22 protein-coding genes and 1 pseudogene are annotated in these 22,835 nt (G+C 61.4%); 15 read left to right on the top strand and 8 right to left on the bottom strand.

The features are described 5' to 3' along the window. Positions 1-104 precede the first annotated feature (104 nt). Positions 105-1,637, top strand: coding sequence for an APC family permease (locus tag ACX3YD_RS27805; RefSeq protein ID WP_103404831.1), 1,533 nt, complete (start codon positions 105-107; stop codon positions 1,635-1,637). Positions 1,638-1,733: 96 nt separating this feature from the next. Here ACX3YD_RS27805 and ACX3YD_RS27800 read toward each other — a convergent pair whose 3' ends face one another. Continuing rightward, the gene (locus ACX3YD_RS27800; protein ID WP_047527965.1) at positions 1,734-1,970 is read right to left on the bottom strand and encodes a hypothetical protein; all 237 of its coding nucleotides are present in this window, start codon (positions 1,968-1,970) and stop codon (positions 1,734-1,736) included. Positions 1,971-2,149: 179 nt separating this feature from the next. On the opposite strand from ACX3YD_RS27800, the gene ACX3YD_RS27795 reads away from it, so the two are divergent. The 6 genes and pseudogenes from ACX3YD_RS27795 to ACX3YD_RS27770 form a co-directional block, all read left to right on the top strand. Continuing rightward, the gene (locus tag ACX3YD_RS27795) at positions 2,150-3,913 is read left to right on the top strand and encodes an L-lactate permease (protein ID WP_458961561.1); all 1,764 of its coding nucleotides are present in this window, start codon (positions 2,150-2,152) and stop codon (positions 3,911-3,913) included. A 78-nt stretch (positions 3,914-3,991) separates the two neighbouring features. Then, positions 3,992-5,491, top strand: a complete 1,500-nt coding sequence (gene glcD / locus ACX3YD_RS27790; RefSeq protein WP_458961560.1) for a glycolate oxidase subunit GlcD — start codon at positions 3,992-3,994, stop codon at positions 5,489-5,491. After that, positions 5,491-6,555: a glycolate oxidase subunit GlcE gene (gene glcE, locus ACX3YD_RS27785; protein WP_458961559.1), complete on the top strand. Its 1,065-nt coding sequence runs from the start codon at positions 5,491-5,493 to the stop codon at positions 6,553-6,555. The genes glcD and glcE overlap by 1 nt, the downstream gene beginning before the upstream one ends. 3 nt (positions 6,556-6,558) lie before the next feature. Then, a complete protein-coding gene (gene glcF / locus ACX3YD_RS27780) occupies positions 6,559-7,776 on the top strand; it encodes a glycolate oxidase subunit GlcF (RefSeq protein WP_458961558.1) in 1,218 nt (405 codons plus the stop codon). Between the two features lie 18 nt (positions 7,777-7,794). Then, the gene (locus tag ACX3YD_RS27775) at positions 7,795-8,196 is read left to right on the top strand and encodes a heme-binding protein (protein WP_130209020.1); all 402 of its coding nucleotides are present in this window, start codon (positions 7,795-7,797) and stop codon (positions 8,194-8,196) included. A gap of 219 nt (positions 8,197-8,415) precedes the next feature. Continuing rightward, positions 8,416-8,529: pseudogene (locus ACX3YD_RS27770) on the top strand (YghX family hydrolase); the annotation flags it as partial. A 48-nt stretch (positions 8,530-8,577) separates the two neighbouring features. Here ACX3YD_RS27770 and ACX3YD_RS27765 read toward each other — a convergent pair. The 3 genes from ACX3YD_RS27765 to ACX3YD_RS27755 form a co-directional block, all read right to left on the bottom strand. After that, positions 8,578-8,943, bottom strand: a complete 366-nt coding sequence (locus ACX3YD_RS27765; RefSeq protein ID WP_458961557.1) for a type 1 fimbrial protein — start codon at positions 8,941-8,943, stop codon at positions 8,578-8,580. Between the two features lie 143 nt (positions 8,944-9,086). Further along, entirely contained in the window at positions 9,087-9,740 is a 654-nt protein-coding gene (locus ACX3YD_RS27760; RefSeq protein ID WP_103404838.1) for a peroxiredoxin, read from the bottom strand. 122 nt (positions 9,741-9,862) lie between these two features. Beyond that, positions 9,863-10,765: an aldo/keto reductase gene (locus tag ACX3YD_RS27755; RefSeq protein ID WP_458962088.1), complete on the bottom strand. Its 903-nt coding sequence runs from the start codon at positions 10,763-10,765 to the stop codon at positions 9,863-9,865. On the opposite strand from ACX3YD_RS27755, the gene ACX3YD_RS27750 reads away from it, so the two are divergent. The 5 genes from ACX3YD_RS27750 to ACX3YD_RS27730 all read left to right on the top strand — a co-directional run bounded on the left by ACX3YD_RS27750 (position 10,680) and on the right by ACX3YD_RS27730 (position 14,118). Beyond that, positions 10,680-10,916, top strand: a complete 237-nt coding sequence (locus tag ACX3YD_RS27750; protein ID WP_458962116.1) for a hypothetical protein — start codon at positions 10,680-10,682, stop codon at positions 10,914-10,916. The genes ACX3YD_RS27755 and ACX3YD_RS27750 overlap by 86 nt on opposite strands. Continuing rightward, the gene (locus ACX3YD_RS27745; RefSeq protein WP_458961556.1) at positions 10,903-11,691 is read left to right on the top strand and encodes an alpha/beta hydrolase; all 789 of its coding nucleotides are present in this window, start codon (positions 10,903-10,905) and stop codon (positions 11,689-11,691) included. Before ACX3YD_RS27750 ends, ACX3YD_RS27745 begins: the two co-directional genes overlap by 14 nt. A gap of 109 nt (positions 11,692-11,800) precedes the next feature. Beyond that, positions 11,801-12,430, top strand: a complete 630-nt coding sequence (locus tag ACX3YD_RS27740; protein ID WP_103404841.1) for a hypothetical protein — start codon at positions 11,801-11,803, stop codon at positions 12,428-12,430. A 19-nt stretch (positions 12,431-12,449) separates the two neighbouring features. Next, entirely contained in the window at positions 12,450-13,094 is a 645-nt protein-coding gene (locus ACX3YD_RS27735) for a helix-turn-helix transcriptional regulator (RefSeq protein ID WP_458961555.1), read from the top strand. A gap of 163 nt (positions 13,095-13,257) precedes the next feature. Then, on the top strand, positions 13,258-14,118 hold the full coding sequence (locus ACX3YD_RS27730) for a CAP domain-containing protein (RefSeq protein ID WP_458961554.1): 861 nt from the start codon (positions 13,258-13,260) through the stop codon (positions 14,116-14,118). A gap of 36 nt (positions 14,119-14,154) precedes the next feature. On the opposite strand, the gene ACX3YD_RS27725 is transcribed toward ACX3YD_RS27730, so the two are convergent. Further along, entirely contained in the window at positions 14,155-15,063 is a 909-nt protein-coding gene (locus ACX3YD_RS27725) for a glycine betaine ABC transporter substrate-binding protein (protein WP_458961553.1), read from the bottom strand. 252 nt (positions 15,064-15,315) lie between these two features. Here ACX3YD_RS27725 and ACX3YD_RS27720 point away from each other — a divergent pair, with 252 nt between their 5' ends. Next, positions 15,316-17,352 carry an oxidoreductase gene (locus ACX3YD_RS27720; protein WP_458961552.1) on the top strand — a complete coding sequence of 679 codons (2,037 nt, stop codon included), beginning with the start codon at positions 15,316-15,318 and terminating at the stop codon, positions 17,350-17,352. A 63-nt stretch (positions 17,353-17,415) separates the two neighbouring features. Here the strand turns inward: ACX3YD_RS27720 and ACX3YD_RS27715 are convergent, their stop codons facing one another. After that, the gene (locus ACX3YD_RS27715) at positions 17,416-18,192 is read right to left on the bottom strand and encodes a pyrroline-5-carboxylate reductase family protein (protein ID WP_458961551.1); all 777 of its coding nucleotides are present in this window, start codon (positions 18,190-18,192) and stop codon (positions 17,416-17,418) included. Further along, a complete protein-coding gene (locus ACX3YD_RS27710; protein ID WP_103404847.1) occupies positions 18,182-18,889 on the bottom strand; it encodes a TetR/AcrR family transcriptional regulator in 708 nt (235 codons plus the stop codon). Before ACX3YD_RS27710 ends, ACX3YD_RS27715 begins: the two co-directional genes overlap by 11 nt. A 200-nt stretch (positions 18,890-19,089) precedes the next feature. Between ACX3YD_RS27710 and ACX3YD_RS27705 the strand changes: the two genes are divergently transcribed. Then, positions 19,090-19,491, top strand: a complete 402-nt coding sequence (locus ACX3YD_RS27705; protein ID WP_458961550.1) for a GFA family protein — start codon at positions 19,090-19,092, stop codon at positions 19,489-19,491. 464 nt (positions 19,492-19,955) lie between these two features. On the opposite strand, the gene ACX3YD_RS27700 is transcribed toward ACX3YD_RS27705, so the two are convergent. Beyond that, entirely contained in the window at positions 19,956-20,969 is a 1,014-nt protein-coding gene (locus tag ACX3YD_RS27700) for an IS110 family RNA-guided transposase (protein WP_458960030.1), read from the bottom strand. 380 nt (positions 20,970-21,349) lie between these two features. Here ACX3YD_RS27700 and ACX3YD_RS27695 point away from each other — a divergent pair, with 380 nt between their 5' ends. Next, positions 21,350-22,363 (top strand): IS110 family RNA-guided transposase, encoded by a 1,014-nt coding sequence (locus tag ACX3YD_RS27695; protein ID WP_458960030.1) that lies wholly within the window; start codon positions 21,350-21,352, stop codon positions 22,361-22,363. Positions 22,364-22,835 lie beyond the last annotated feature (472 nt).

The following is a 22,835-nucleotide window of genomic DNA, read 5'->3' as shown; positions in this document are numbered from 1 at the left end:
AAATAACGCCTTTATCCCTGCAGGAGCGAGCTCGCTCCTGCAAGGGAGCCGTGGCGAAACAAAGGTCAGAACCCAATCACTGCCATTGATAATGAGGAAATAACATGAGTGGCTCACCTAACGCGCGTGCAAGCGTCAGCGACGACCAGGATGCGGAACAGCTCCGCGCCCTCGGCTACAGTTCGGATTTCAATCGCAGCATGAGCCTGTGGGAGAACTTCTCCCTGGGCTTTACCTACCTGTCGCCGGTCGTCGGCGTCTATACCCTGTTCGGTTTGTGCCTGGCCGCCGGCGGCCCGCCGATGTTCTGGTCTTACTTGCTGATCGGCGCCGGGCAGATGCTGGTGTGCCTGATCTTCGGTGAAGTGGTATCGCAATTCCCGATTTCCGGCGGCGTGTACCCTTGGGCCCGCCGGCTGGTGGGCAAGCGCTGGGCGTGGATGGTCGGCTGGGTGTATGCCTGGGCCTTGTGCGCGACCATCGCCGGGGTCGCGGTGGGTGCCGGGCCTTACCTGGCGATCATGCTCGGCTTCAAGCCCGGTCCCGAGTCCAACATCCTCATCGCCCTGGCGATCATCCTGCTCTCCACGGCGCTGAATCTGGTGGGCACCAAACTGTTGGCGCGGGTGGCGATGTTCGGCTTTCTGTGCGAGTTGGTCGGCGCGATTCTGGTCGGCGGCTACCTGCTGATCTTCGAACGTCACCAGCCGCTCAGCGTGCTGTTCAACACCTTCAACCTCGAGGTGAATGGCTCGTACCTGCCGGCATTCCTCGCGGCGTCGTTGGCCGGCCTGTTCCAGTACTACGGTTTCGAGGCCTGCGGCGATGTCGCCGAAGAAACGCCGAACCCGGGCAAGCGCATTCCCAAAGCCATGCGCATGACCATCTACATCGGTGGTGCGGCGGCGATGTTTGCCTGCCTGGCGCTGATTCTCTCGGTGCCGGACATGGCCAAGGTCCTGGCCGGTGAAGACACCGACCCGGTCGCCACCATCCTGGCCAATGCCTTCGGCCCGGTCGGTTCCCGCCTGGTCATGGCCGTGGTCATGGTGTCGTTCATCTCCTGCGTGTTGAGCCTGCAAGCGGCGGCCAGCCGGTTGCTGTTCGCCTATGCCCGCGACGAAATGATCGTCGGCAGTTCGCTGTTCAAGCGCCTGTCGGCCAACCATGTGCCGTCGTTCGCCCTGCTGGTCAGTGGCCTGGTGCCGGCAGCAATTGTCTGCCTGGGCATGTTCATGGCCGATGCCGTGGCCACCATCGTCGGCTTCGCCGCGATTGGTATCTACGTGGCCTTCCAGTTGATCGTGGTCGCAGCGTTAATCGCCCGGGCCAAGGGCTGGCGTCCGAACGGTCAATTCACCCTCGGCGCCTGGGGCTTGTGGGTGAACCTGGCTGCGCTGGTCTACGGCGTGTGCGCCATCGTCAACATGGTCTGGCCGCGCTCGCCAGATGCCGCGTGGTACATCAACTACTCGATGATCCTGACCACGCTGGTGGTGATGGGCGCCGGGCTGGTCTACATGCTGCTGGGCAAACCTTATGACAAGGGCACGGCGCCGGCGGGTGACGCGTGGAAGTTCTCCAAACCCAAGGCCAAAGCGACGGGAGTGACCGGCGCAACGCTGCAACAGCCTTGAGGCCACCGACCCTCTACGACCTGTAACCGACCCGTAGGAGCTGGCTTGCCCGCTCCTACGGGTTTTGTGCCCTGCGCAACGGTGCGGCACCCACCTCTACAACGTCCTCTGACTGTTGCCGATGCCCTTGGCAATATCGATGCCCCAATCCATCGCCGCTTCCATGTCCAGCATGTGCGGCTTGGGATCAGGGTTCTCTTCAATGACCGTGCCGTCCGGCCGGTAAACACCGATGAACATCCCCAGCGAGCCGTCCCTGAGGATTTCGGCCTTGACCTCGATGCTGCATCCATTCGACAGCGTTTCCTTGTGAATCAGATGGCGCTCAGTCATTGCGGCATTCCTCTCCGTACTGGATGTGGACCCTATCCGCCATGCTAGCTCAGCCACGACAAATAGCGCTGTTCCGCAGGACCGGAGGCTCCCCCTGACAGCGGCGTAATGCCTCCTATACTGAAAGCCACCTCCCCTCAGGGGTCTGCTCTTCCAACAATAAAAAGCAGAGGTGGAACATGGTCTGGCAGCAAGTCTACGATCCGTTCAATAACCCGGTGCTTTCAACCCTCATGGCGGCCGTGCCGGTGGTGGTGATGTTGGCCTCCCTGGCGTTTTTTCACGTCAAGGCGCACCTGGCGGCGCTGCTTGCCCTCACCTCCGCCTTGCTGATCGCGATCTTCGCCTTCGGCATGCCCGCCAACATGGCCGGGTCGGCCGCGTTGTACGGTGCCGCCAATGGTCTGCTGCCGATTGGCTGGATCGTGCTAAACATCATCTTCCTGCACCGGCTGACCACCGAAAACGGCTCGTTCAAAGTGCTGCAGGATTCCCTGGCGAGAATCACCGACGACCGCCGCCTGCAACTGTTGCTGATCGCCTTCTGCTTCGGCGCGTTCTTCGAGGGGGCGGCCGGTTTCGGCACGCCTGTGGCGGTGACCGGGGCGATTCTGATCGGCCTGGGCTTCTCACCGCTGGCGGCCTCTGGCCTGGCGCTGATCGCCAACACCGCGCCGGTGGCCTTCGGTGCCCTCGGCACGCCGATCATCACCCTGGCCAAGGTCACCGGGCTGGATGAAATGGAGCTGTCGATGATGGTCGGCCGGCAACTGCCGTTCTTCTCGGTGATCGTGCCGTTCTGGCTGATCTGGGCCTTCGCCGGTTGGCGCAAGATGCTGGAAATCTGGCCGGCGATCCTGGTGGCCGGGGTCACCTTCGCCGTGCCGCAGTTCCTGGTGTCCAACTATCACGGGCCCATGCTGGTGGATGTGATCGCCGCGCTGATTTCCATGGCCTGCCTGACCGCTTTCCTCAAGGTCTGGAAACCGGCCACGGTGCACACCTCTGCTGCCCTGTCCGGACGGGTCGACAACTCGAAAATCGATACCGAACACGAGACCAAACCCGAACCGACCGCGACCTTTGCCAGCGATGCCAAGCCAGCGGTGATGCGCGCGTGGATGCCGTGGATCATCCTGACCCTCTTCGTCTTCGCCTGGGGCACCCAGGGCTTCAAGAACCTGTTCGACACGCGCCCGGCGATCGATCCGGCCACCCATTCGGCCAAGCTCGACCCCCAGGGCAAGCCGTTGAGTGAAGCCAATCCACTGTTCGCGCCGGTCCTGACCTTTACCACCATCCACCAGCAGATCGAGAAGGTGCCGCCGGTGGTTCCGGCACCGAAAACCGAGGACGCGGTGTACAAGTTCACCTGGTTCACCACCACCGGCAGCGGCATCCTGCTCTCGGCGATTCTCGGCGGATTGCTGATGGGTTACAGCATCCCGCAGCTGATCAGCCAGTACCTGCGAACGCTGTGGGTGGTGCGCTATTCGCTGATCACCATCACCGCCATGCTCGCCCTGGGCTTTCTCACGCGCTATTCGGGTCTGGACGCCACCATGGGCCTGGCGTTCGCCGCGACGGGGATTTTCTACCCGATGTTCGGCACCCTGCTCGGCTGGCTCGGCGTCGCCCTGACCGGCTCGGACACCGCCTCCAACGTGCTGTTCGGCGGCTTGCAACGGGTCACGTCCGAGCAACTGGGGCTCAGCCCGGTATTGATGGCCGCCGCCAACAGCTCCGGCGGGGTCATGGGCAAGATGGTCGATGCCCAGTCGATCGTGGTCGCCTCCACCGCCACCCGCTGGTACGGCCATGAAGGGGAAATCCTGCGCTACGTGTTCTTCCACTCGATCGTCCTGGCGATCCTGGTCGGCGGGCTGGTGACATTGCAGGCTTATGTGGCGCCGTTCAGCCATATGGTGGTGGGCGGCCATTGATCGCCCAAGGCCCTGGCCAGCCTCGAAATGCCCGGGCATCGTCCGGGCTTTTCACGAAGGGAGTATCGTAAAGCGACCATGAACATTCTCTACGATGAACGCGTCGATGGCGTGCTGCCGGACGTGGACAAGGCCGGGTTGTTGCAGGCGCTGCACACGCAGTGGCCGGGCCTGGAAGTACTGCATCAGCAGGAAGAACTCAAGCCGTACGAGTGCGACGGGCTCTCGGCCTACCGTACGACGCCGATGCTGGTGGTGTTGCCCCGTGACATCGCGCAGGTCCAGGGCGTGCTGCGCCTGTGTCATGAGCGTCAGGTGCCGGTGGTCGCCCGCGGTGCCGGCACCGGTTTGTCCGGTGGGGCGCTGCCGCTGGAAAAAGGGGTGCTGCTGGTGATGGCGCGCTTCAATCAGATCCTGCACATCGACCCCGTGGCGCGCACCGCGCGGGTCCAGCCCGGCGTGCGCAACCTGGCCATTTCCCAGGCCGCCGCCCCCTACGGCCTGTACTACGCGCCGGACCCTTCCTCGCAAATCGCCTGTTCCATTGGCGGTAACGTTGCCGAAAACGCAGGCGGCGTGCATTGCCTGAAGTACGGCCTGACCGTGCACAACGTGCTGAAGGTCGACATCCTTACCGTCGACGGCGAATACCTGAGCCTGGGCTCGAACGCCCTGGACTCGCCCGGCCTTGATCTGCTGGCCTTGTTCACCGGCTCTGAAGGCATGCTCGGGGTGATCACCGAAGTCACGGTCAAACTGCTGCCCAAACCCCAAACCGCGAAAGTGCTGCTGGCGGCCTTCGATTCCGTTGAGAAAGCCGGCCACGCCGTCGGCGACATCATTGCCGCCGGCATCATTCCCGGTGGCCTGGAAATGATGGACAACCTGGCCATCCGCGCCGCCGAGGATTTTATCCACGCCGGCTACCCGGTCGACGCCCAGGCCATCCTGCTGTGCGAACTCGACGGCGTTGAGGCCGATGTCCATGACGACTGCCTGCGCGTACGCCAAGTGCTAGAACAAGCCGGCGCCACCGAAGTCCGCCAGGCCAGGGACGAGGCCGAGCGCGTGCGTTTCTGGGCCGGGCGCAAGAACGCCTTCCCGGCGGTGGGCCGTCTGTCTCCGGATTACTACTGCATGGACGGCACGATTCCGCGCCGCGCGTTGCCCGGCGTGTTGCACGCCATCGCCGCACTGTCGGCGGAATACGGCCTGCGGGTCGCCAACGTGTTTCATGCAGGCGACGGCAACATGCATCCGCTGATCCTGTTCGACGCCAATCAACCGGGCGAACTCGACCGCGCCGAGGCACTGGGTGGCAGGATTCTGGAACTGTGCGTGAAGGTCGGCGGCAGCATCACCGGGGAACACGGTGTCGGTCGCGAGAAAATCAATCAAATGTGCGCGCAATTCAACAGTGATGAACTGACCCTGTTTCACGCAATCAAGGCGGCGTTCGACCCCAGCGGCCTGCTCAACCCCGGCAAGAATATTCCGACCCTGCACCGCTGCGCCGAGTTCGGCGCCATGCACGTGCACGCCGGACAGGTGCCCTTCCCAGACCTGGAGCGATTCTGATGCACAGCATCGGCGATTGCGACGACAGCAGCCTGCTGCTCGAACAGGTCAATCAGGCGCTGCAAAACGCCACGCCCCTGCGCATCCAGGGCTCCAACAGCAAGGGATTCCTGGGACGGGTGACCGCGGGTGAAATACTCGACACCCGTTCGCACCGGGGCATCGTCAGCTATGACCCGACCGAACTGGTGATCACCGCTCGTTGCGGCACGCCGTTGGCGGAATTGTCGCAAGCACTGGACGCCGCGCAGCAGATGCTGGCGTGCGAACCGCCCGCCTTTGGCGATGGCGCCACCGTGGGCGGCATGATTGCCTGTGGCCTGTCGGGACCGCGTCGCCCCTGGTCGGGATCGGTCAGGGATTTCGTGCTCGGCACCCGGGTGATCACCGGCCACGGCAAGCATTTGCGCTTTGGCGGCGAAGTCATGAAAAACGTCGCCGGCTACGACCTGTCGCGCCTGATGGCCGGCAGCTACGGCACCCTGGGGGTGATCACCGAAGTCTCGCTCAAGGTCCTGCCCAAACCCCGGAAAGCCTTGAGCATCAGCCTGGAAATGGACAGCGAACGCGCCCTGTTGCGCCTGGCTGAATGGGGCCAGCAACCCTTGCCGATCAGTGCCGCGTGCCATGACGGCCGGTGCCTGCACTTGCGACTCGAGGGCGGTGAAGGTTCGGTGGCGGCGGCCCACGACCGCTTGGGCGGGGAGTTGCTGGACGCCTCTTACTGGGCCGAACTCAATGAGCAGCGCTTGAGTTTCTTCGACGAAGACCAGCCCCTGTGGCGCCTGTCGCTGCCGAACAACACGCCGAAACTGTCGTTGCCCGGCCGCCAGTTGATCGACTGGGGCGGCGCACAGCGCTGGCTCAAGTCCGACGCCGAAGCAGCGTTCATTCGCCAGGTCGTCGATGAGGTCGACGGCCATGTCACCTGCTTCAGCCACGGGCTCACCGACAGCCCGTTCCAGCCGCTGCCCTCTGCGCTGATGCGCCTGCATCAGAGCCTCAAGCAGCAACTCGATCCCCGGGGCATCTTCAACCCCGGTCGCCTGTATGCGGAGCTTTGAACCATGCAGACCACATTGAGCGACAGCGCCCGCCAACTGCCCCGTGCCGAGGAAGCCGACAGTATCCTGCGCACCTGCGTGCACTGCGGCTTCTGCAATGCCACCTGCCCGACCTATCAACTGCTTGGCGATGAACTGGATGGTCCACGGGGGCGCATCTACCTGATCAAACAGGTGCTGGAGGGCAACGAGGTCACGCAAAAGACCCAGCAACACCTGGACCGTTGCCTGTCGTGCCGCAACTGCGAAACCACCTGCCCGTCCGGGGTCGACTACCACAACTTGCTGGACATCGGCCGCGCGGTGGTCGACGCGGCGGTGCCGCGCCCGGTCGGCCAGCGCTTGCTTCGCGAAGGTTTGCGCACGCTGGTGCCGCATGCGGAGCTGTTCAAGGGACTGGTCAGCGGCGGCCAGGTGTTTCGCGCGCTGCTGCCCGGCACACTACAAAGCAAACTGCCGCGCAGCGCGCCGCCAGGCAAAGCGCGCCCCACCACCCGCCATGCCCGGCAGGTGCTGATGCTCGAAGGCTGCGTACAGCCGGGTCTTGCGCCCAACACCAACGCGGCCGCCGCGCGGGTTCTGGATCGATTGGGGATCAGCGTCACGTCGAGCCGCGAGGCCGGGTGCTGCGGCGCCGTGGACTATCACCTGGACGCCCAGGCCGCTGGCCTGGATCGCGCCCGCCACAACATCGACGCCTGGTGGCCGAGCATCGAAAAAGGCGCCGAGGCCATCGTGCAAACCGCCAGCGGCTGCGGTGCCTTCATCAAGGACTATGGCCATCTGCTGCGCAGCGACCCGGCCTATGCCGAGAAGGCCAGAACCGTCAGCGCGCTGGCCAAGGACCTGATTGAAGTGTTGCGTGACGAACCCCTTGAGCAACTCGGCATACACAGTGCCCAACGCCTGGCGTTCCATTGCCCGTGCACGTTGCAGCACGCGCAAAAACTCGGCGGCGCGGTGGAAGCGCTGCTGACGCGCCTGGGTTTCAATTTGACGACCGTGCCCGACGGCCACTTGTGCTGCGGCTCGGCGGGCACGTACTCGCTGACCCAACCGGAGCTGGCGCGGCAACTGCGCGACAACAAGATGAATGCATTGGAAAGCGGCTATCCCGAGGTGATCGTCACTGCCAATATCGGCTGTCAGTCGCACCTTGATGGCGCCGGTCGAACCCCGGTCCGGCACTGGATCGAACTGGTCGAAGCCGCCCTGCCTTAACGAGCCCAGGAGAACCCCATGAAAAGCAAAGCCATGCTGAGTCAGGCCGAAGTCGGCCAGATCCTCGCTGCCGCCCGGCAGGAGGCGCAAAACAACCAGTGGCCAGTGACCATTGCCGTGGTCGATGACGGCGGCCATCCACTGGCCCTCGAACGCCTTGATGGCGCCTCGCCCATCAGCGCCTACATCGCCACCGAAAAGGCCCGCACCTCGGCCTTGGGCCGGCGCGAATCCAAGGGCTATGAAGACATGGTCAACGGCGGGCGCCATGCCTTCCTGTCGGCACCCTTACTGACGTCCCTGGAAGGCGGCGTGCCGATCATCGTCGACGGCCAGGTGATTGGCGCGGTCGGGGTGTCCGGGGTCAAGGCCGAGCAGGATGCACAAGTGGCGAAGGTCGGCGCGCGGTGCCTGAAATGAACACGCTACCTTCGCCGCGCACATTGTGGGAGCGGGCTTGCCCGCGATGATGGCGGCAAATCCGGCATCCACGTATCAGACATACCGCTATCGCGGGCAAGCCCGCTCCCACAGGGTTCGCGTCTCCTGCCATGGCCATGTTTTCCGCCTCATTAAGTTCGTTCCCGCCAGCAGGCCCCACCAGGATCGTGTTCAATTCGCCGAAAAGGAAGCGCATCGATGACCCGTCTCAGCGCGAAAGACTTTGCCCCGCCATTGCTGGAGCTCTATGACGACTACGCCCACGGCCTGATCAATCGCCGCGAGTTTCTCGACCGCGCCGCGTTGTTCACCCTCGCCAAAGGTTACTGATTGCTCGCTCTATCTCTTGAATGAACAGCATTACGGGTAAGTCAGGGTCACCACGTAATTGCCCGAGGTCAGCGCCCGTCCATTGCCGTCCACCAAGGCGTACTGCTGACGGAGCACACCCCCCTCTGCCCTGTTTTCGCCGATCAGCTTGACCTGGGCGGTCGAACCGTCGATTGAGCGCACTGATTGCAGTGGCTGCACTTTGTGGGCACTGCTGTCCTGGCCGGCAGTCCTGGCAGGACAGCCATGCAGGGCGAACCCTTCAGCCGACGTCGAAACCGGGCAAGGCGATTCCACAATGGCCCCACGCAAAGCGATAACGCCTGGCGAGGCGAAACAGGTTCCACTCAGGCTGACCAGCAGCCCCATTGCGATAGAAATACGCAGACGGCTCATCTTCACGCTCCCTTCGAAAAAGCTCATGTCCTTGACGCTGTATCGACCGGATAGCGAATTTCTGAAGAACGTGGGGAGGAAGGTCGTACCGACCATCGGTCACCCCGAAGGCCCGCTTCGGGGTGACCGTGCTGCCGAAGCGGTTACTTCGGTTGCGCCACGGTGCGCAAATAAGGCTTCAGGGTCTTGAAGCCGTCAGGGTATTTCTTCTTCGCATCCTCGTCGGAGACCGATGTCGGGATGATCACGTCTTCACCCGGACGCCAGTTCACCGGGGTGGCCACGGTGTGTTTGGCATTGAGTTGCAGCGAGTCGAGCAGGCGCAGCACTTCGTCGAAATTGCGCCCGGCGCTCATCGGGTAGATCAGCATGGCCTTGACCTTCTTGTCCGGGCCGACAATGAACACTGACCGCACCGTGGCGTTGTCCACCGCCGTGCGCGAACCGCCGCTGGCGTTCGGGTGGATCATGTCGTAGAGCTTGGCCACCACCAGGTTTTCGTCACCAATCAGCGGATAGTTGACGGCAGTGCCCTGGGTTTCCTCGATGTCACCGACCCACTTGTTGTGGTCGCTGACCGGGTCGATGCTCAGTCCGAGGACTTTGGTATTGCGCTTGTCGAATTCCGGCTTGAGCTTGGCCAGGTAGCCCAGTTCGGTGGTGCAGACCGGGGTGAAATCCTTCGGATGGGAAAACAGGATGGCCCAGCCATTGCCAATCCATTGGTGAAAGTTGATCGTGCCTTCAGTGGTTTCGGCGGTGAAATCCGGTGCTTCGTCGCCAATGCGGATGGACATTTTCGAACTCCTTGCAGTGTTGGATGGAGAAGCCGTCAGAGGGCCAACTGCGGTTCCAACGGCACGGGGAAGACGGTTGACGCGAACAGTATAGGAGAGCTTCCAGAGCGTGCCGCCCGCCGCTACTCCACCAGTGCTATCAACTGATGACGCTGTGCATCGGTGAGCGTCGGACCAAAACCGGCTCCGGCATTTTCCGCCATGTAGCGCGGATTGCCGGTACCGGGGATGACGCAGGTCACCGCCGAATGGGACAACAGAAACTTCAGCGCCAGTTGCGGCCAGCTCTTGGCCCCGACTTGGGCGGCCCAGCCAGGCAACGGTCTGCCTTTGAGGCGCTCGAGCAGGCCCCCGCCACCGAACGGCCGATTGCAGATCACCGCCACGCCCCGTTCGCGACACAACGGCAGGATGCGCTTCTCGACGCCACGATCGCCCAGCGTGTAATTAATCTGCAAGAAATCCAGTGGCTCGGTTTTCAGTACGGCCTCCACTTCGTCATACGCCGACGGGGTGTAATGGGTGATACCGATGTAACGAATACGCCCTTGTTCCTTCCAGTGCCGCAAGGTCGGCAAGTGGATTTGCCAATCCAGCAGGTTGTGAATCTGCATCAGGTCGATGCAATCGGTCTGCAATAACGCAAACGACCGCTCCATCTGCGCAATGCCCTCTTCGCGGCCACGGGTCCACACCTTGGTCGCCAGAAATGCCGGCGAGCGCGGCTCATGGATCGACAGCAACTCGCCGGTCGTCTGCTCCGCACGACCGTACATCGGCGAGCTGTCGATCAGCGTCCCGCCCTTCTCGAACAGCGCGCGCAGCACCGCGGGCAATTGCTTGTAGGCGGCATCGGCGGGGGCCACGTCAAAGCCGCGATAAGTGCCCAACCCAACGATAGGCAATGGTTCGGCGCTGGACGGAATGGCGCGGGTCTGCATGGTCTTGCCTCCTGTTGCGGTCGACGGCATTGATGGCGCGGCGGCCGGGCCGAACGTGAAGACCGCCGAGGCACCGGCAGCCAGCGTGAGTAGTTTCCTGCGGGTGAACCCCTCTGGATGCTGCATGAGCATGACCTCGGCAGACGGTCGGCGTGCCCCGCTGGCGATTGACTACACTCTGGCAGCGATCCAGCGTAGCCGTGTTCACCCCCGAGCCATCAATGTCGTCCACTAACGTTAGCCGAATGTCACGCAACCTGATGCTGCTTATCGTCGCCCTGGCCGCGTTGTACCTGATGCTCTGCGGGGCGCTGTATGTGTTTCAACGCGCGCTGATCTACTACCCGCAACCCCGTGCCGTCGGGACTGCCGCCTCAGTGCTCACCCTGCCCGTGGGCGACGCGCAGTTGCAGGTCTCCGTCCGGGCCCACGACGGCCCCAACGCCATGATCTATTTTGGCGGTAACGCCGAGGACGTCTCGCGCAACCTGCCAGAGTTCAGCCAGGCCTTCCCCGACTACGCCCTGTATCTGCTGCATTACCGAGGCTACGGCGGCAGCACTGGCTCGCCCTCGGAAGAGGCCATTGCCCGCGACGCCCTGGCCTTGTTCGACACAGTGCAGGCCAGCCATGGGCATGTGGCGGTGGTCGGGCGCAGCCTCGGTTCGGGGGTGGCCGTGCGCCTGGCCAGCCAACGCCCGGCGGCACGTTTGGTGTTGATCACGCCTTACAACAGCCTTGAGGGCCTCGCCGCCCGGCAGTTCCGCTGGTTTCCGGTGAAGTGGCTGCTCAAGGACAAATTCGAGTCCTGGCGCTATGCCGCACGCATCGCGGTGCCGACGCGGCTGATCGCGGCCGAGCATGACGAAGTGGTACCAGGCTCAAGCACGCGGTTGCTCTACAGCCATTTCGCCCGGGGCGTGGCTTCGCTGCAGGTAATTGCAGGCACGGGACACAACTCGATCAGCGACAGCCCGGCGTATCTGAAGGCGTTGGGGGATGGTTTGTAGCGACAGGCAGCGCGACCGTTGATCCGAGATTTCGTCACCGCCCAATAAAAACATATTTTTATGCCTATATTGATATTGTCGAACGTTCCCACCACACGAGGGTGCCGTCATGAATATCAAAATCCTGGCTCTGATCCTGCTGGCTTTCTGCGCGCAACCGGCCTGGAGCCAAACGCCTGTCGCCTCTGCCGCTACTGCCGACAGCCCCGCGCTGACCACGCGCCTGGCCCTGCGCGACCTCTGGGTCGAGCATGTTTTCTGGATCAGGAACTACGCGCTCGCCAATCAGGCCGCCGACCACGCACAAGCCAAAATCGCGGCTGACCAGGTCGTCGATAACGCGAGCAAAATCGCCAACAGCATCGCCCCGCTCTATGGCCAGCCAGCAGCCGATCAACTGCTCAAGCTGCTTGCCGGTCATTGGGGCGCGGTGAAACACTACAGCGACGCCACGGTGGGCAAAGACACCAAGGGCAAGCAGGCCGCCGTGGCCGAGTTGACCAGCAATGCCAAGGCCATCGCAGCGTTCCTGGCGTCGGCCAACCCCAATCTGCCCGAGGCCACGCTGGTGAATATGCTGTCTGCCCATGGCGGGCACCACATCGCCCAGATCGATGAGTTCGCCGCTCACGATTACGCCGGCGAAGCGCGTACCTGGCAGATGATGCGCAGCCATATCCTGGCGTTGGCCGACGCGTTGACCGCCGCACTGGTCAAGCAATTCCCCGACAAGTTCTGACACCGCGCGAGGACACACCATGCTGGAAGGACTGGGCCGAACACAGCAGGACCTGCTCAATGCACTGCTGCACCATGGGGGCGGCATGAGCATTGACGAGTTGGCCGAGCATCTGGCGGTCACCCGCACGGCGATTCGCCAACACCTGGCGGCGCTGGAACGTGACGGCCTGGTGCTGCGCGGCGCCACCCGCCCGACGGGACGGCGCCCCGAGCAGCTGTATCGACTCACCGACTATGCCAGGGAGCAATTCCCCCGCCAGTATCAGATGCTGGCCAGCGTACTGATCGATGAAGTGGCCGACCTCATCGGCCCCGAGGCTCTGGCTGCGTTGATGCGCAGCCTGGGCCACAAACTGGCCCGGGACCGTGAACAGCACGTGGTTGAAGAATCAACGATCGTGCAGCACATGAACCAGGCGGGTTATGAAGCCGAGGTGTTTTTTCGCTCATCCGGCGAACCGGAAATCGTCGCGCATAACTGCGTGTTCCACCGTTTGGCCGCCGCACATCCTGTGGTTTGCGAGCTGGACCTGGCCTTGATCGGGGCACTGGGCGGTGGTGAAGTCGAACACAGCGAATGCATGGTCCGGGGCGGTCATGTCTGCCGCTTCAAGCTTCGGCCGACCGGGGCTGCGCAGAACACCGATCCCCAGGCCGTCTGAGCCCCGTACAGGCAAAAAAACATCATCCACTACGTCCGTCGGATGCTCCTCCCCATCCGCCAAAATGCCTGCCCGCCCCGTGAACCAAGTCCCGGGGCGCCAGTCTTAGAGCGGCGCCAAATCCTCCTCTCATCGTTGTCATCTCATCAGAGCTGTCCGCACCATGCGCCAAACCGCCCTTGTCTTGCGCTTTTCTTCGCTGTGCCTGTTTACCTTGCTTCCCCTGATCGCCAGTCCCGCCCACGCCAGTGCCGAGCGAGAATTGGTGGAAGCGATCAACGACTATCGAGCCCACCCCCAGCGCTGTGAGCGACGTCCCGCTCAACGCCTGTCGCCACTGGCGCTGAAATCCAGCCTGGCCCTGCCCGTGGGCTACGGCGGTGGCTTGCGCGACCGGTTGAAATCCAATGGCTATCAAGCGGTGGCCGTGCGCTCCATCCGTGTGGTCGGTGCGCAGGATGCCGAAGAGGCGTTCGATCTGTTTCAGAGCGAGCATTGCTCGGCGCTGCTGGACAGCCAGTACGCCGACATCGGTGTGAGTCGCAGCCGCAGCGAATGGCAAGTGGTGATGGCGCAACCCGTGCTGGACCGTCAGTTGAACGATACGCGATCGGTCAGCAAAGCCTTGCTCGCGCAGGTCAATGCCGCCCGCGCAAAACCACGCCTCTGCGGGCGCCAGCGCTTTGCCGCCGCACGGCCACTGTCGTGGAATGCCAGCCTTGGCGCGGCGGCGCAAGGCCACAGCAAGGCCATGGCCTACGGTAACTACTTCGCGCACAAGGACCCCGATGGCGACATGCCCGCCGACCGGGCAAGAGCCGCCGGTTACCGTGGCCGGCAGATCGGCGAAAACATCGCCGCCGGCCAGGGCTCACCGGGCAAAGCCATGGCCGGCTGGCTGGCCAGTCCCGGCCATTGCGCCAACCTGATGAACCCGATGTTCACCCAGGTCGGCGCGGCCTACGCCACGGACGCGCGCAGTGACGAAGGGGTTTACTGGACGATGTTATTCGGGGCGCCGTAAAGGAGTGCCGGAGCCGGCGTGGCGACGAAAGCGCCATCAAGGCTGCCGACTGCTAACCCGCTGCTCGCTGCTCTCGAACATCGCTTCGAAGCGCGGTTTGTTGGCGGCGTAGTAGTCGGCAACGACCTTGTCGGGAGAACTCTGCCGCGACTGCATCATGAGTGCTTCCAGGTCGGCCCGGGGAATCGAGTAGTGGGCGAAGAAGTACGCCACCTCGGGATATTCCTGGCTGAAACCCTTGCGGGCCATGGCGTGGATCTGTTCGGCGCCACCAAAGATCTGCTTGGGGTCATCCAGGTAACGCAGCGACCACTTGGAGAACATCCAGTGCGGGCTCCAGGCATTGACCAACGACCATTTGTCTCGCTTGAGGTTGCGGTCCAGCTCGTTAAGCATGCCGGTTTCCGAGGACGCCACCAGCTTGTAGCCGTCGAGCTTGTATTCGTCGATGGCCTTGACCGTGAGCTTGTATTGGCCATTGCCCACCTCTGAAGTGAGGATCTTGCCGTCGAATTTCGCCCTGACCTCGGGCTTGTTCAAGTCCTCGACGCTTGCCACCTCGCTGACCGGTATCGAGGTGGGCACGGCCATGCCGATTCGCCCTTCGTAAAGCACACCGAGGTCTTCGAGCCTGTCCTTGTACTTGTCGTAGAACGCCTTGTGGGTGCTCGGCAGCCAGACCATCGGGATCAGGTCGATATTGCCGTTGGCCAACGCCTGGAACTGGATGCCGATGTCGGCCATGACCAGTTTCACCGGTTGCTTGAGATGGTCCTCCAGGGCCGTGGTGGCCAGCTTCACGGTGATCTCGGTGTCCGACCAGTTGACCCAGCCAATACGCACCGGTGCAGGTTCCGCGGCTTGCGCCAGCGCAGCGCCGGCGGCGAGCGCAACACTGATCAATCCGGCACAGAGTGTTTTTCGATACGGCGAATGAGCGTTCATCAAGCGTCTTCCTGTTTTGGTTGTCATTGGCAGGTTTGTCTTAATCAGAACGGCCTTACGGTCGTGAAAAATGCAGCCTTGCGCGGCAGGTCGGTTCAATCGATCCCCTCTCCTTGTGGGCCGATCTTAGCCACGACTTTTACCCCGCGCAAGTAAAATGTACACCAGCGTCATGAAACATTGACACACCTGTACAGTTATCCTAATTTCAAGTCGCCGAGCCTGATGAAGCCCACTTTGGAGCGCACCACCATGTCCAGCGATCCCTTGCTGCAGCCGTACACGATCAAGCACCTGACCCTCAGAAACCGCATCATCACCACCTCCCACGAACCGGCCTATCCGGTGGACGGCATGCCCAAGGACTTGTATCGCGCCTATCACGTCGAACGTGCCAGGGCCGGTGTTGCCTTGACCATGACCGCCGGCTCCGCGGCGGTCTCGCGCGACAGCCCGCCGGTGTTCAACAACGTGCTGGCCTACAAGGACGAAGTGGTCGGATGGCTCAAGGACCTGACCGACGAGTGCCATGAACACGGCGCGGCGGTGATGATCCAGTTGACCCACCTGGGCCGGCGCACCCGCTGGGACAAGGCCGACTGGCTGCCCGTGGTGTCGCCTTCCCACCACCGCGAGGCGGCGCACCGCTCCTTCCCGAAAAAAATGGAAGACTGGGACATCGAGCGGATCATCAAGGACTACGTGGACGCAGCCGAACGTATGAAAGCGGCCGGTATGGATGGCCTGGAACTGCAGGCCTACGGGCATTTGATGGACCAGTTCTGGTCACCGCTGACCAACGAACTCGACGGCCCTTATGGCGGTTCGCTGGAAAACCGCATGCGTTTTACCTTCGACATCCTGCGGGGCATTCGCCAGCGGGTAGGCGAAGAGTTCCTGCTCGGCGTGCGCTACACCGGTGACGAGCAACTGCCGGGGGGCTTTAACGCCAGTGAAGGCCTGCAGGTTTCGCACCTGCTCAAGGACAGCGGGCTGGTGGACTTCCTCAATGTGGTGCGCGGCCATATCGACACCGACGCCGGTTTGACCGATGTCATCCCGATCCAGGGCATGCGCAATTCACCGCACCTGGACTTCGCCGGGGAAATTCGCTCGGCCACTGGATTTCCGACCTTCCATGCGGCGAAGATTCCGGACGTGGCCACTGCGCGCTATGCGATTGCCTCGGGCAAGGTCGACATGGTGGGCATGACCCGGGCGCACATGACCGACCCGCACATCGTGCGCAAGATCATCGAAAAACGTGAGGAAGACATTCGCCCCTGCGTCGGCGCCAACTACTGCCTGGATCGCATCTATCAGGGCGGCGCGGCCTATTGCATCCACAACCCGGCGACCGGCCGGGAAACCACCATGCCCCACGAGATTCCCAAGGCGGCGGTCAAGCGCAAAGTCCTGGTGATCGGCAGCGGCCCTGCGGGCCTGGAAGCGGCGCGGGTCGCGGGCGAGCGCGGGCATGAAGTGACAGTGCTGGAGGCCGCCGACCAACCCGGTGGGCAAATCCGCCTGACGGCCCTCAATGAGCGACGCCGGGAAATGATCGGCATCATTGATTGGCGCATGGCCCAGTGCGAGCGTCTGGGGGTCAAGTTCCACTTCAACACCTGGGCCGAAGCCGACACGGTGCTGGCCCACGAGCCGGACGTGGTGATTGTCGCCACCGGCGGCCTGCCCCACACCGAGGTGCTGGCCCAGGGCAACGAACTGGTGGTGTCGACCTGGGACATCATTTCCGGTGACATCAAGCCCGGCCGCCACGTGTTGATCTTCGACGATGCCGGTGACCATGCCGCGTTGCAGGCGGCCGAAGTCATCGCCAAAAGCGGCGCGACCGTGGAGATCGTGACGCCTGACCGTTCGTTCGCGCCGGAAGTCATGGCCATGAACCTGGTGCCGTACATGCGCAGCCTACAGGACCTGGACGTCACCTTCACCGTGACTTACCGCGTCGAGACGGTTGAGAAACGCGACGGCCGCCTGCTCGCGACATTTGGCAGCGATTACGGCCAGGTGCACAAGCAGCGGATCGTCGATCAGGTGGTGATCAACCACGGCACCCTGCCCCTGGACGATCTGTACTTCGAACTTCGCCCGCATTCGAGCAACGGCGGCGCGGTGGAACAGCACGACCTCATCGCCGGCAAGGCGCAAAACATCGTCACCCACCCTCAGGGGCGATTCCAGCTGTTCAGGATTGGCGACGCCGTCGCCGCGCGCAACACCCACGCGGCGATCTACGATGCGTTGCGGCTGGTGAAGGATCTCTGACCCTGCGATTCACTTGTGGCGAGGGCGCTTGCTCTCTCGCCACAGAACCTATATCGGAATTCGCTACATCCCCCGCCGCGCAACCTCCGCACCGGCCTGCAATGCGCGCCCGACGATGGCATCGATGCCCTGCTCGGTCATCGACTGCAAAGCCGCCGCCGTCACACCCCGGTAAGCCATCAGTGCCTCGATCATTTGCCCCGGATCACGACTGGCAAGCATCTGCCCGCCTCCGACCACCACGCCTCGGGCGGCACGTTGGGCAATGTCATGGGGAATACCCGCCGCCACCGCTTGACTCGCCAGCGCCTGATGCAGCAAGGCGGGAAACGCCGGCCCGGTGCCGGACAACGCGCTGAGGTAATCAATGCAGTCTTCGTTCGGCACTTCATCCGCCGCGCCGACGCATTCGAACAACTGCTGCAGCCACTGACGATCCCTGTCGCCAAGCTTGCCGCTGCTGTACCACGGGGTGTACGACTGCCTGATCTCCACGGCCGCATTCGGCATGGCCCGCACCACCGTCTGCGCACCGGTAGCGGCGCTGATGACGGCGGCCGGGATCCCGGCCATCAGGGAAATCACCTGTTTGCCGCTGGCGTCTATCCGCAGATCACGAAACTGCTCCGGACGAATCGACAGCACCAGCACATCGCTGAGCGCCACCAACGGTTGGTTGTCGGCCAGCACCCGCACGTCCGGTCGCAACGTGCTGCGGCCCGAGCGGTTGGAAACGAGCAACCTGGCAGGCTCGATGAAACCGCTGTCGAGCAGCGCCTCGGCAATTGCGCGGCCCAGCCAGCCAGTGCCGCCAATGATGCCCAGGGTTCTATTGTTCATCGGCCGCCGGCTCCTCGAAAGTTTCAACCAGCGGACCGAACACACCGGGTTCTTTTTCCGCGTAACCGAACTTGCCAAAGAAACGATCCAGTTCACGCCGCTTCGGTGCCTTGCCGGTAAACACGGTGACGTACTGCGGGATGCGGCGAAAACGCACCACGATGTCCTCATTGGTTTTCATCGAGATGTAGCCGATCTGCGTCAGGTAGATCGTCCGGGCCCTCGCGTCGGCGGCCTCGGTTTCGTAGCCAAAACGACGGAACATCGCGGCCAGGGCATTGATGCGCGCCTCATCGGCCAAGGCAATTTCCGCAGCGACTTCAGCCGATTGCAGCGCCCAGCTGCGCACGGCGAATTCGAACTGCGAGTCAAACAGTTCGGGGTTCAACCAGCACTCGAAGACGTTGAGGATCGCCTCGCAAATGCTCTCGGCATAACCCTCGCACTGAGCGATCAGGCCGCCACTGTTCTTGTCCCGCCAACGGGCCAGCAGCGCCGCGAGCAACTGCTCGCGATCTTCGTAGAACCAATAAAAGCTGGTGCGCGACAAATTCAGGCGTTTGGCCAGCGGCATCACCCGCACCGCGTCGACACCGGACTCCTTCAACGCATCGTAGGCAGCGTCCAGCCAGCCATCGACGGAGCCCCGCCATCCTGCGTCCTGAGCCTTGGTTTTCACCTTTCCTGTCTGCGACATCTTGGCTGGCGCCTTTACCTGAGAATTCCATTCAACTGTACACCTCAGGTTCCATTGCGTACACGGCCTGTACATAGGCGTACATTTTCAGGACGGTGGGATGCTGAGTAAATGTCAGGACGCCTTTAAACACGCACTTATTCGCCAGGATTGACGGCGGCCGCTACAGTGCGCGCGACAATCTGAGGAAACCACCGAACATGGATGAATTGCATCAAGGCAGTTGCCTGTGCGGCACCGTTAAATATTGCGTTTCGGGCGAACTCAAAGCCGTCACGCATTGCCATTGCAGTCAGTGTCGAAAAGGCCATGGCGCCGCGTTCGCGACCTATGGGAGCGCTCCTGCGTCGGCGCTTTCGATCGTGACTGGCGCAGAAACGCTCAAGGGCTATTCATCGTCCGAGGGAGTCCTGCGCCAGTTCTGTTCCAACTGTGGCTCTTCATTGTTCTGGTCTGATTCAAAGAGTTCGTTTTCCCGGTGGATTTCGATAGCCCTCGGGACGCTGGATACGCCGTTTACGGTGCGAAAGCAGAAACACAGCTGTGTCGGCTCGAAGGCGAGTTGGTACGAAATAGCAGACTCACACCCGCGATCGCCCTGACCCGGCGCAGACTCGACACGTCAGGGAGGCCGGCCAGATGATTCTCGGAAAAAGGGGACACCCATTAGCCGGTCTCGAGTCAAGGCTAAAAGCCAACTTGCCCTGCAGCTCTTGCTGCGGGGTTTTCTCCTATCACTAAACCCGACTGGTTGAACCCGTCGTATCCGTTTCCTCATCGCTGGCTACGACCGAGTCGTGCCTGACACCCATGTGGATCAAGCGGTAGCGATACACCCAGCACCGCCCTGGCAGTCAACTGCCCCAGAGAAACGTTGGTGCCGCCAAATGTCCAAAAAGATGTCACAGATCTGTGGTTCGTGCAAAAGCACGTCCAGTCTCGACGGGCTCATTTGGCAGACGACCCGGTTACAACACACTCAGGCGGTGACAGCCGGCCGCCACTCAGATTTTATGGCTTACGCCAGTCCCTTTTTGGTTGATCGGCCATCACCTTAACTCGCCCTTCAGGCGAAACAGCGCTTGGCATCAAAAGGCTGTTTCTCCTTCAAAATGTGGTAACTCGCCCGCGCCAGTTTGTGCGCCAGTGCTTTGGTAGCGACCACGGCGTTGGTCTTGGCTTTCTTTTTCTCAAAAAAGCGTTTGGCGTCCGCACTGAAGCGTCGCGCAAAATTGGCCGCTTCGATAAAGGCCCAGATCAAGTAAGCGTTCCCGTTCTTGGTGTTACCTTCGCCCTTTTTCTTGCCGTTGGAGTAATGCGCACTCTTTACGCAGCGGGCATAAGAGGCGAAGTTGCCGACATCGGCAAAGCGCTCGATATCGCCGGTTTCCAACATGATGACCGTGGCCAAGACTTCGCCAACTCCAGGCATTGTTTTCAATAAACAGAACTCGGGGCGCAGGCTGACTTCATGCAGCAATCGCTCCTCGAGAACATCAATTTGAGTCTGTAATGCCTGGACAATGGCGACATTGGCTTTCATCGCCAAAGCCACCTCCGTGGACAGGCCCAGCCTGTCCACGGAGGTGGCTGACAGGCTTTTGACTTCATTACAGGTCAGGCGGTGGCCAGACTGACGCGCCATGATGTTTTCAGCGGCCAGAATGTGCTGTGTCCTGTTGCGTACCAATTGAATCCGTTTACGTGCCAGATCGCGCAGCGCTCGCTCTTGTGGCGGATGGATATAGCCAGTGGGCAATATCCCCAGCCTCAGTAAATGCGCCAGGAACGCTGCATCATCCTTATCGTCGGAATGCTTTAAACCGTTGTAGCGTTGCATCGCCACCGGGTTGGCCAGTTTTACCTCGAAGCCTGCCGCCTTCAGGCCGTCGACCAGCCAATACCAGTTGTACGTAGACTCGACCACGACGCCGAGCAATTCTCTACGATGTGGTTCGAGTAACGGGAGGATTTGCGTCAGCTCATTGGGGCAGCGTCGGCTGATCAAAACTCGGTCCGTTTCGTCGGTAACCACAACAACGCTGTTGTTCGAATGCAGGTCTATGCCACAGAATTTCATCACGGCCTCCTCACAGCAAAAGTCTAAGTTCGCACCTTGAATTTTGCGCCACCTCCGTGAGATGGGGAGGCCGGCCAGATGATTCTCAGATTTATTTTTCTAACCTGTCTAGTCCTAAAATAGATTTACACCTGTTTCACCCCAACGCCCGATGCATCGCATCGGGCGTTTTGTATTTCAACGTGGTGCGGATAGTTTGGTAATACAATACGTCCCATTCTGGGCATGTCTGACTCCTCCTTCCATGGAGGCTTTCAGCGTAGCAAAGAAGAAAAAATGGAAAAAATAAATCTGAGAATCATCTGGCCGGCCTCCCCATCTCACGGAGGTGGCGCAAAATTCAAGGTGCGAACTTAGACTTTTGCTGTGAGGAGGCCGTGATGAAATTCTGTGGCATAGACCTGCATTCGAACAACAGCGTTGTTGTGGTTACCGACGAAACGGACCGAGTTTTGATCAGCCGACGCTGCCCCAATGAGCTGACGCAAATCCTCCCGTTACTCGAACCACATCGTAGAGAATTGCTCGGCGTCGTGGTCGAGTCTACGTACAACTGGTATTGGCTGGTCGACGGCCTGAAGGCGGCAGGCTTCGAGGTAAAACTGGCCAACCCGGTGGCGATGCAACGCTACAACGGTTTAAAGCATTCCGACGATAAGGATGATGCAGCGTTCCTGGCGCATTTACTGAGGCTGGGGATATTGCCCACTGGCTATATCCATCCGCCACAAGAGCGAGCGCTGCGCGATCTGGCACGTAAACGGATTCAATTGGTACGCAACAGGACACAGCACATTCTGGCCGCTGAAAACATCATGGCGCGTCAGTCTGGCCACCGCCTGACCTGTAATGAAGTCAAAAGCCTGTCAGCCACCTCCGTGGACAGGCTGGGCCTGTCCACGGAGGTGGCTTTGGCGATGAAAGCCAATGTCGCCATTGTCCAGGCATTACAGACTCAAATTGATGTTCTCGAGGAGCGATTGCTGCATGAAGTCAGCCTGCGCCCCGAGTTCTGTTTATTGAAAACAATGCCTGGAGTTGGCGAAGTCTTGGCCACGGTCATCATGTTGGAAACCGGCGATATCGAGCGCTTTGCCGATGTCGGCAACTTCGCCTCTTATGCCCGCTGCGTAAAGAGTGCGCATTACTCCAACGGCAAGAAAAAGGGCGAAGGTAACACCAAGAACGGGAACGCTTACTTGATCTGGGCCTTTATCGAAGCGGCCAATTTTGCGCGACGCTTCAGTGCGGACGCCAAACGCTTTTTTGAGAAAAAGAAAGCCAAGACCAACGCCGTGGTCGCTACCAAAGCACTGGCGCACAAACTGGCGCGGGCGAGTTACCACATTTTGAAGGAGAAACAGCCTTTTGATGCCAAGCGCTGTTTCGCCTGAAGGGCGAGTTAAGGTGATGGCCGATCAACCAAAAAGGGACTGGCGTAAGCCATAAAATCTGAGTGGCGGCCGGCTGTCACCGCCTGAGTGTGTTGTAACCGGGTCGTCTGCCAAATGAGCCCGTCGAGACTGGACGTGCTTTTGCACGAACCACAGATCTGTGACATCTTTTTGGACATTTGGCGGCACCAACGTTTCTCTGGGGCAGTTGACTGCCAGGGCGGTGCTGGGTGTATCGCTACCGCTTGATCCACATGGGTGTCAGGCACGACTCGGTCGTAGCCAGCGATGAGGAAACGGATACGACGGGTTCAACCAGTCGGGTTTAGTGATAGGAGAAAACCCCGCAGCAAGAGCTGCAGGGCAAGTTGGCTTTTAGCCTTGACTCGAGACCGGCTAATGGGTGTCCCCTTTTTCCACTTTTTCCAGAGTCAGATCTGTACGTAATCAACGACTCTCTGTAGACGAGAGT

The organism is Pseudomonas fluorescens group sp. PF-1 (assembly GCF_054481335.1).
This window is presented reverse-complemented; position numbering and strand designations above follow the sequence as displayed.

Excerpts from the sequence above, each read along its gene's own strand:
- ACX3YD_RS27805 (WP_103404831.1), top strand. The coding sequence starts at position 105 with ATGAGTGGCTCACCTAACGCGCGTGCAAGCGTCAGCGACGACCAGGAT.
- ACX3YD_RS27800 (WP_047527965.1), bottom strand. The coding sequence starts at position 1,970 with ATGACTGAGCGCCATCTGATTCACAAGGAAACGCTGTCGAATGGATGC.
- ACX3YD_RS27795 (WP_458961561.1), top strand. The coding sequence starts at position 2,150 with ATGGTCTGGCAGCAAGTCTACGATCCGTTCAATAACCCGGTGCTTTCA.
- glcD (WP_458961560.1), top strand. The coding sequence starts at position 3,992 with ATGAACATTCTCTACGATGAACGCGTCGATGGCGTGCTGCCGGACGTG.
- glcE (WP_458961559.1), top strand. The coding sequence starts at position 5,491 with ATGCACAGCATCGGCGATTGCGACGACAGCAGCCTGCTGCTCGAACAG.
- glcF (WP_458961558.1), top strand. The coding sequence starts at position 6,559 with ATGCAGACCACATTGAGCGACAGCGCCCGCCAACTGCCCCGTGCCGAG.
- ACX3YD_RS27775 (WP_130209020.1), top strand. The coding sequence starts at position 7,795 with ATGAAAAGCAAAGCCATGCTGAGTCAGGCCGAAGTCGGCCAGATCCTC.
- ACX3YD_RS27765 (WP_458961557.1), bottom strand. The coding sequence starts at position 8,943 with ATGAGCCGTCTGCGTATTTCTATCGCAATGGGGCTGCTGGTCAGCCTG.
- ACX3YD_RS27760 (WP_103404838.1), bottom strand. The coding sequence starts at position 9,740 with ATGTCCATCCGCATTGGCGACGAAGCACCGGATTTCACCGCCGAAACC.
- ACX3YD_RS27750 (WP_458962116.1), top strand. The coding sequence starts at position 10,680 with ATGGTCTTGCCTCCTGTTGCGGTCGACGGCATTGATGGCGCGGCGGCC.
- ACX3YD_RS27745 (WP_458961556.1), top strand. The coding sequence starts at position 10,903 with ATGTCGTCCACTAACGTTAGCCGAATGTCACGCAACCTGATGCTGCTT.
- ACX3YD_RS27740 (WP_103404841.1), top strand. The coding sequence starts at position 11,801 with ATGAATATCAAAATCCTGGCTCTGATCCTGCTGGCTTTCTGCGCGCAA.
- ACX3YD_RS27735 (WP_458961555.1), top strand. The coding sequence starts at position 12,450 with ATGCTGGAAGGACTGGGCCGAACACAGCAGGACCTGCTCAATGCACTG.
- ACX3YD_RS27730 (WP_458961554.1), top strand. The coding sequence starts at position 13,258 with ATGCGCCAAACCGCCCTTGTCTTGCGCTTTTCTTCGCTGTGCCTGTTT.
- ACX3YD_RS27725 (WP_458961553.1), bottom strand. The coding sequence starts at position 15,063 with ATGAACGCTCATTCGCCGTATCGAAAAACACTCTGTGCCGGATTGATC.
- ACX3YD_RS27720 (WP_458961552.1), top strand. The coding sequence starts at position 15,316 with ATGTCCAGCGATCCCTTGCTGCAGCCGTACACGATCAAGCACCTGACC.
- ACX3YD_RS27715 (WP_458961551.1), bottom strand. The coding sequence starts at position 18,192 with ATGAACAATAGAACCCTGGGCATCATTGGCGGCACTGGCTGGCTGGGC.
- ACX3YD_RS27710 (WP_103404847.1), bottom strand. The coding sequence starts at position 18,889 with ATGTCGCAGACAGGAAAGGTGAAAACCAAGGCTCAGGACGCAGGATGG.
- ACX3YD_RS27705 (WP_458961550.1), top strand. The coding sequence starts at position 19,090 with ATGGATGAATTGCATCAAGGCAGTTGCCTGTGCGGCACCGTTAAATAT.
- ACX3YD_RS27700 (WP_458960030.1), bottom strand. The coding sequence starts at position 20,969 with ATGAAATTCTGTGGCATAGACCTGCATTCGAACAACAGCGTTGTTGTG.
- ACX3YD_RS27695 (WP_458960030.1), top strand. The coding sequence starts at position 21,350 with ATGAAATTCTGTGGCATAGACCTGCATTCGAACAACAGCGTTGTTGTG.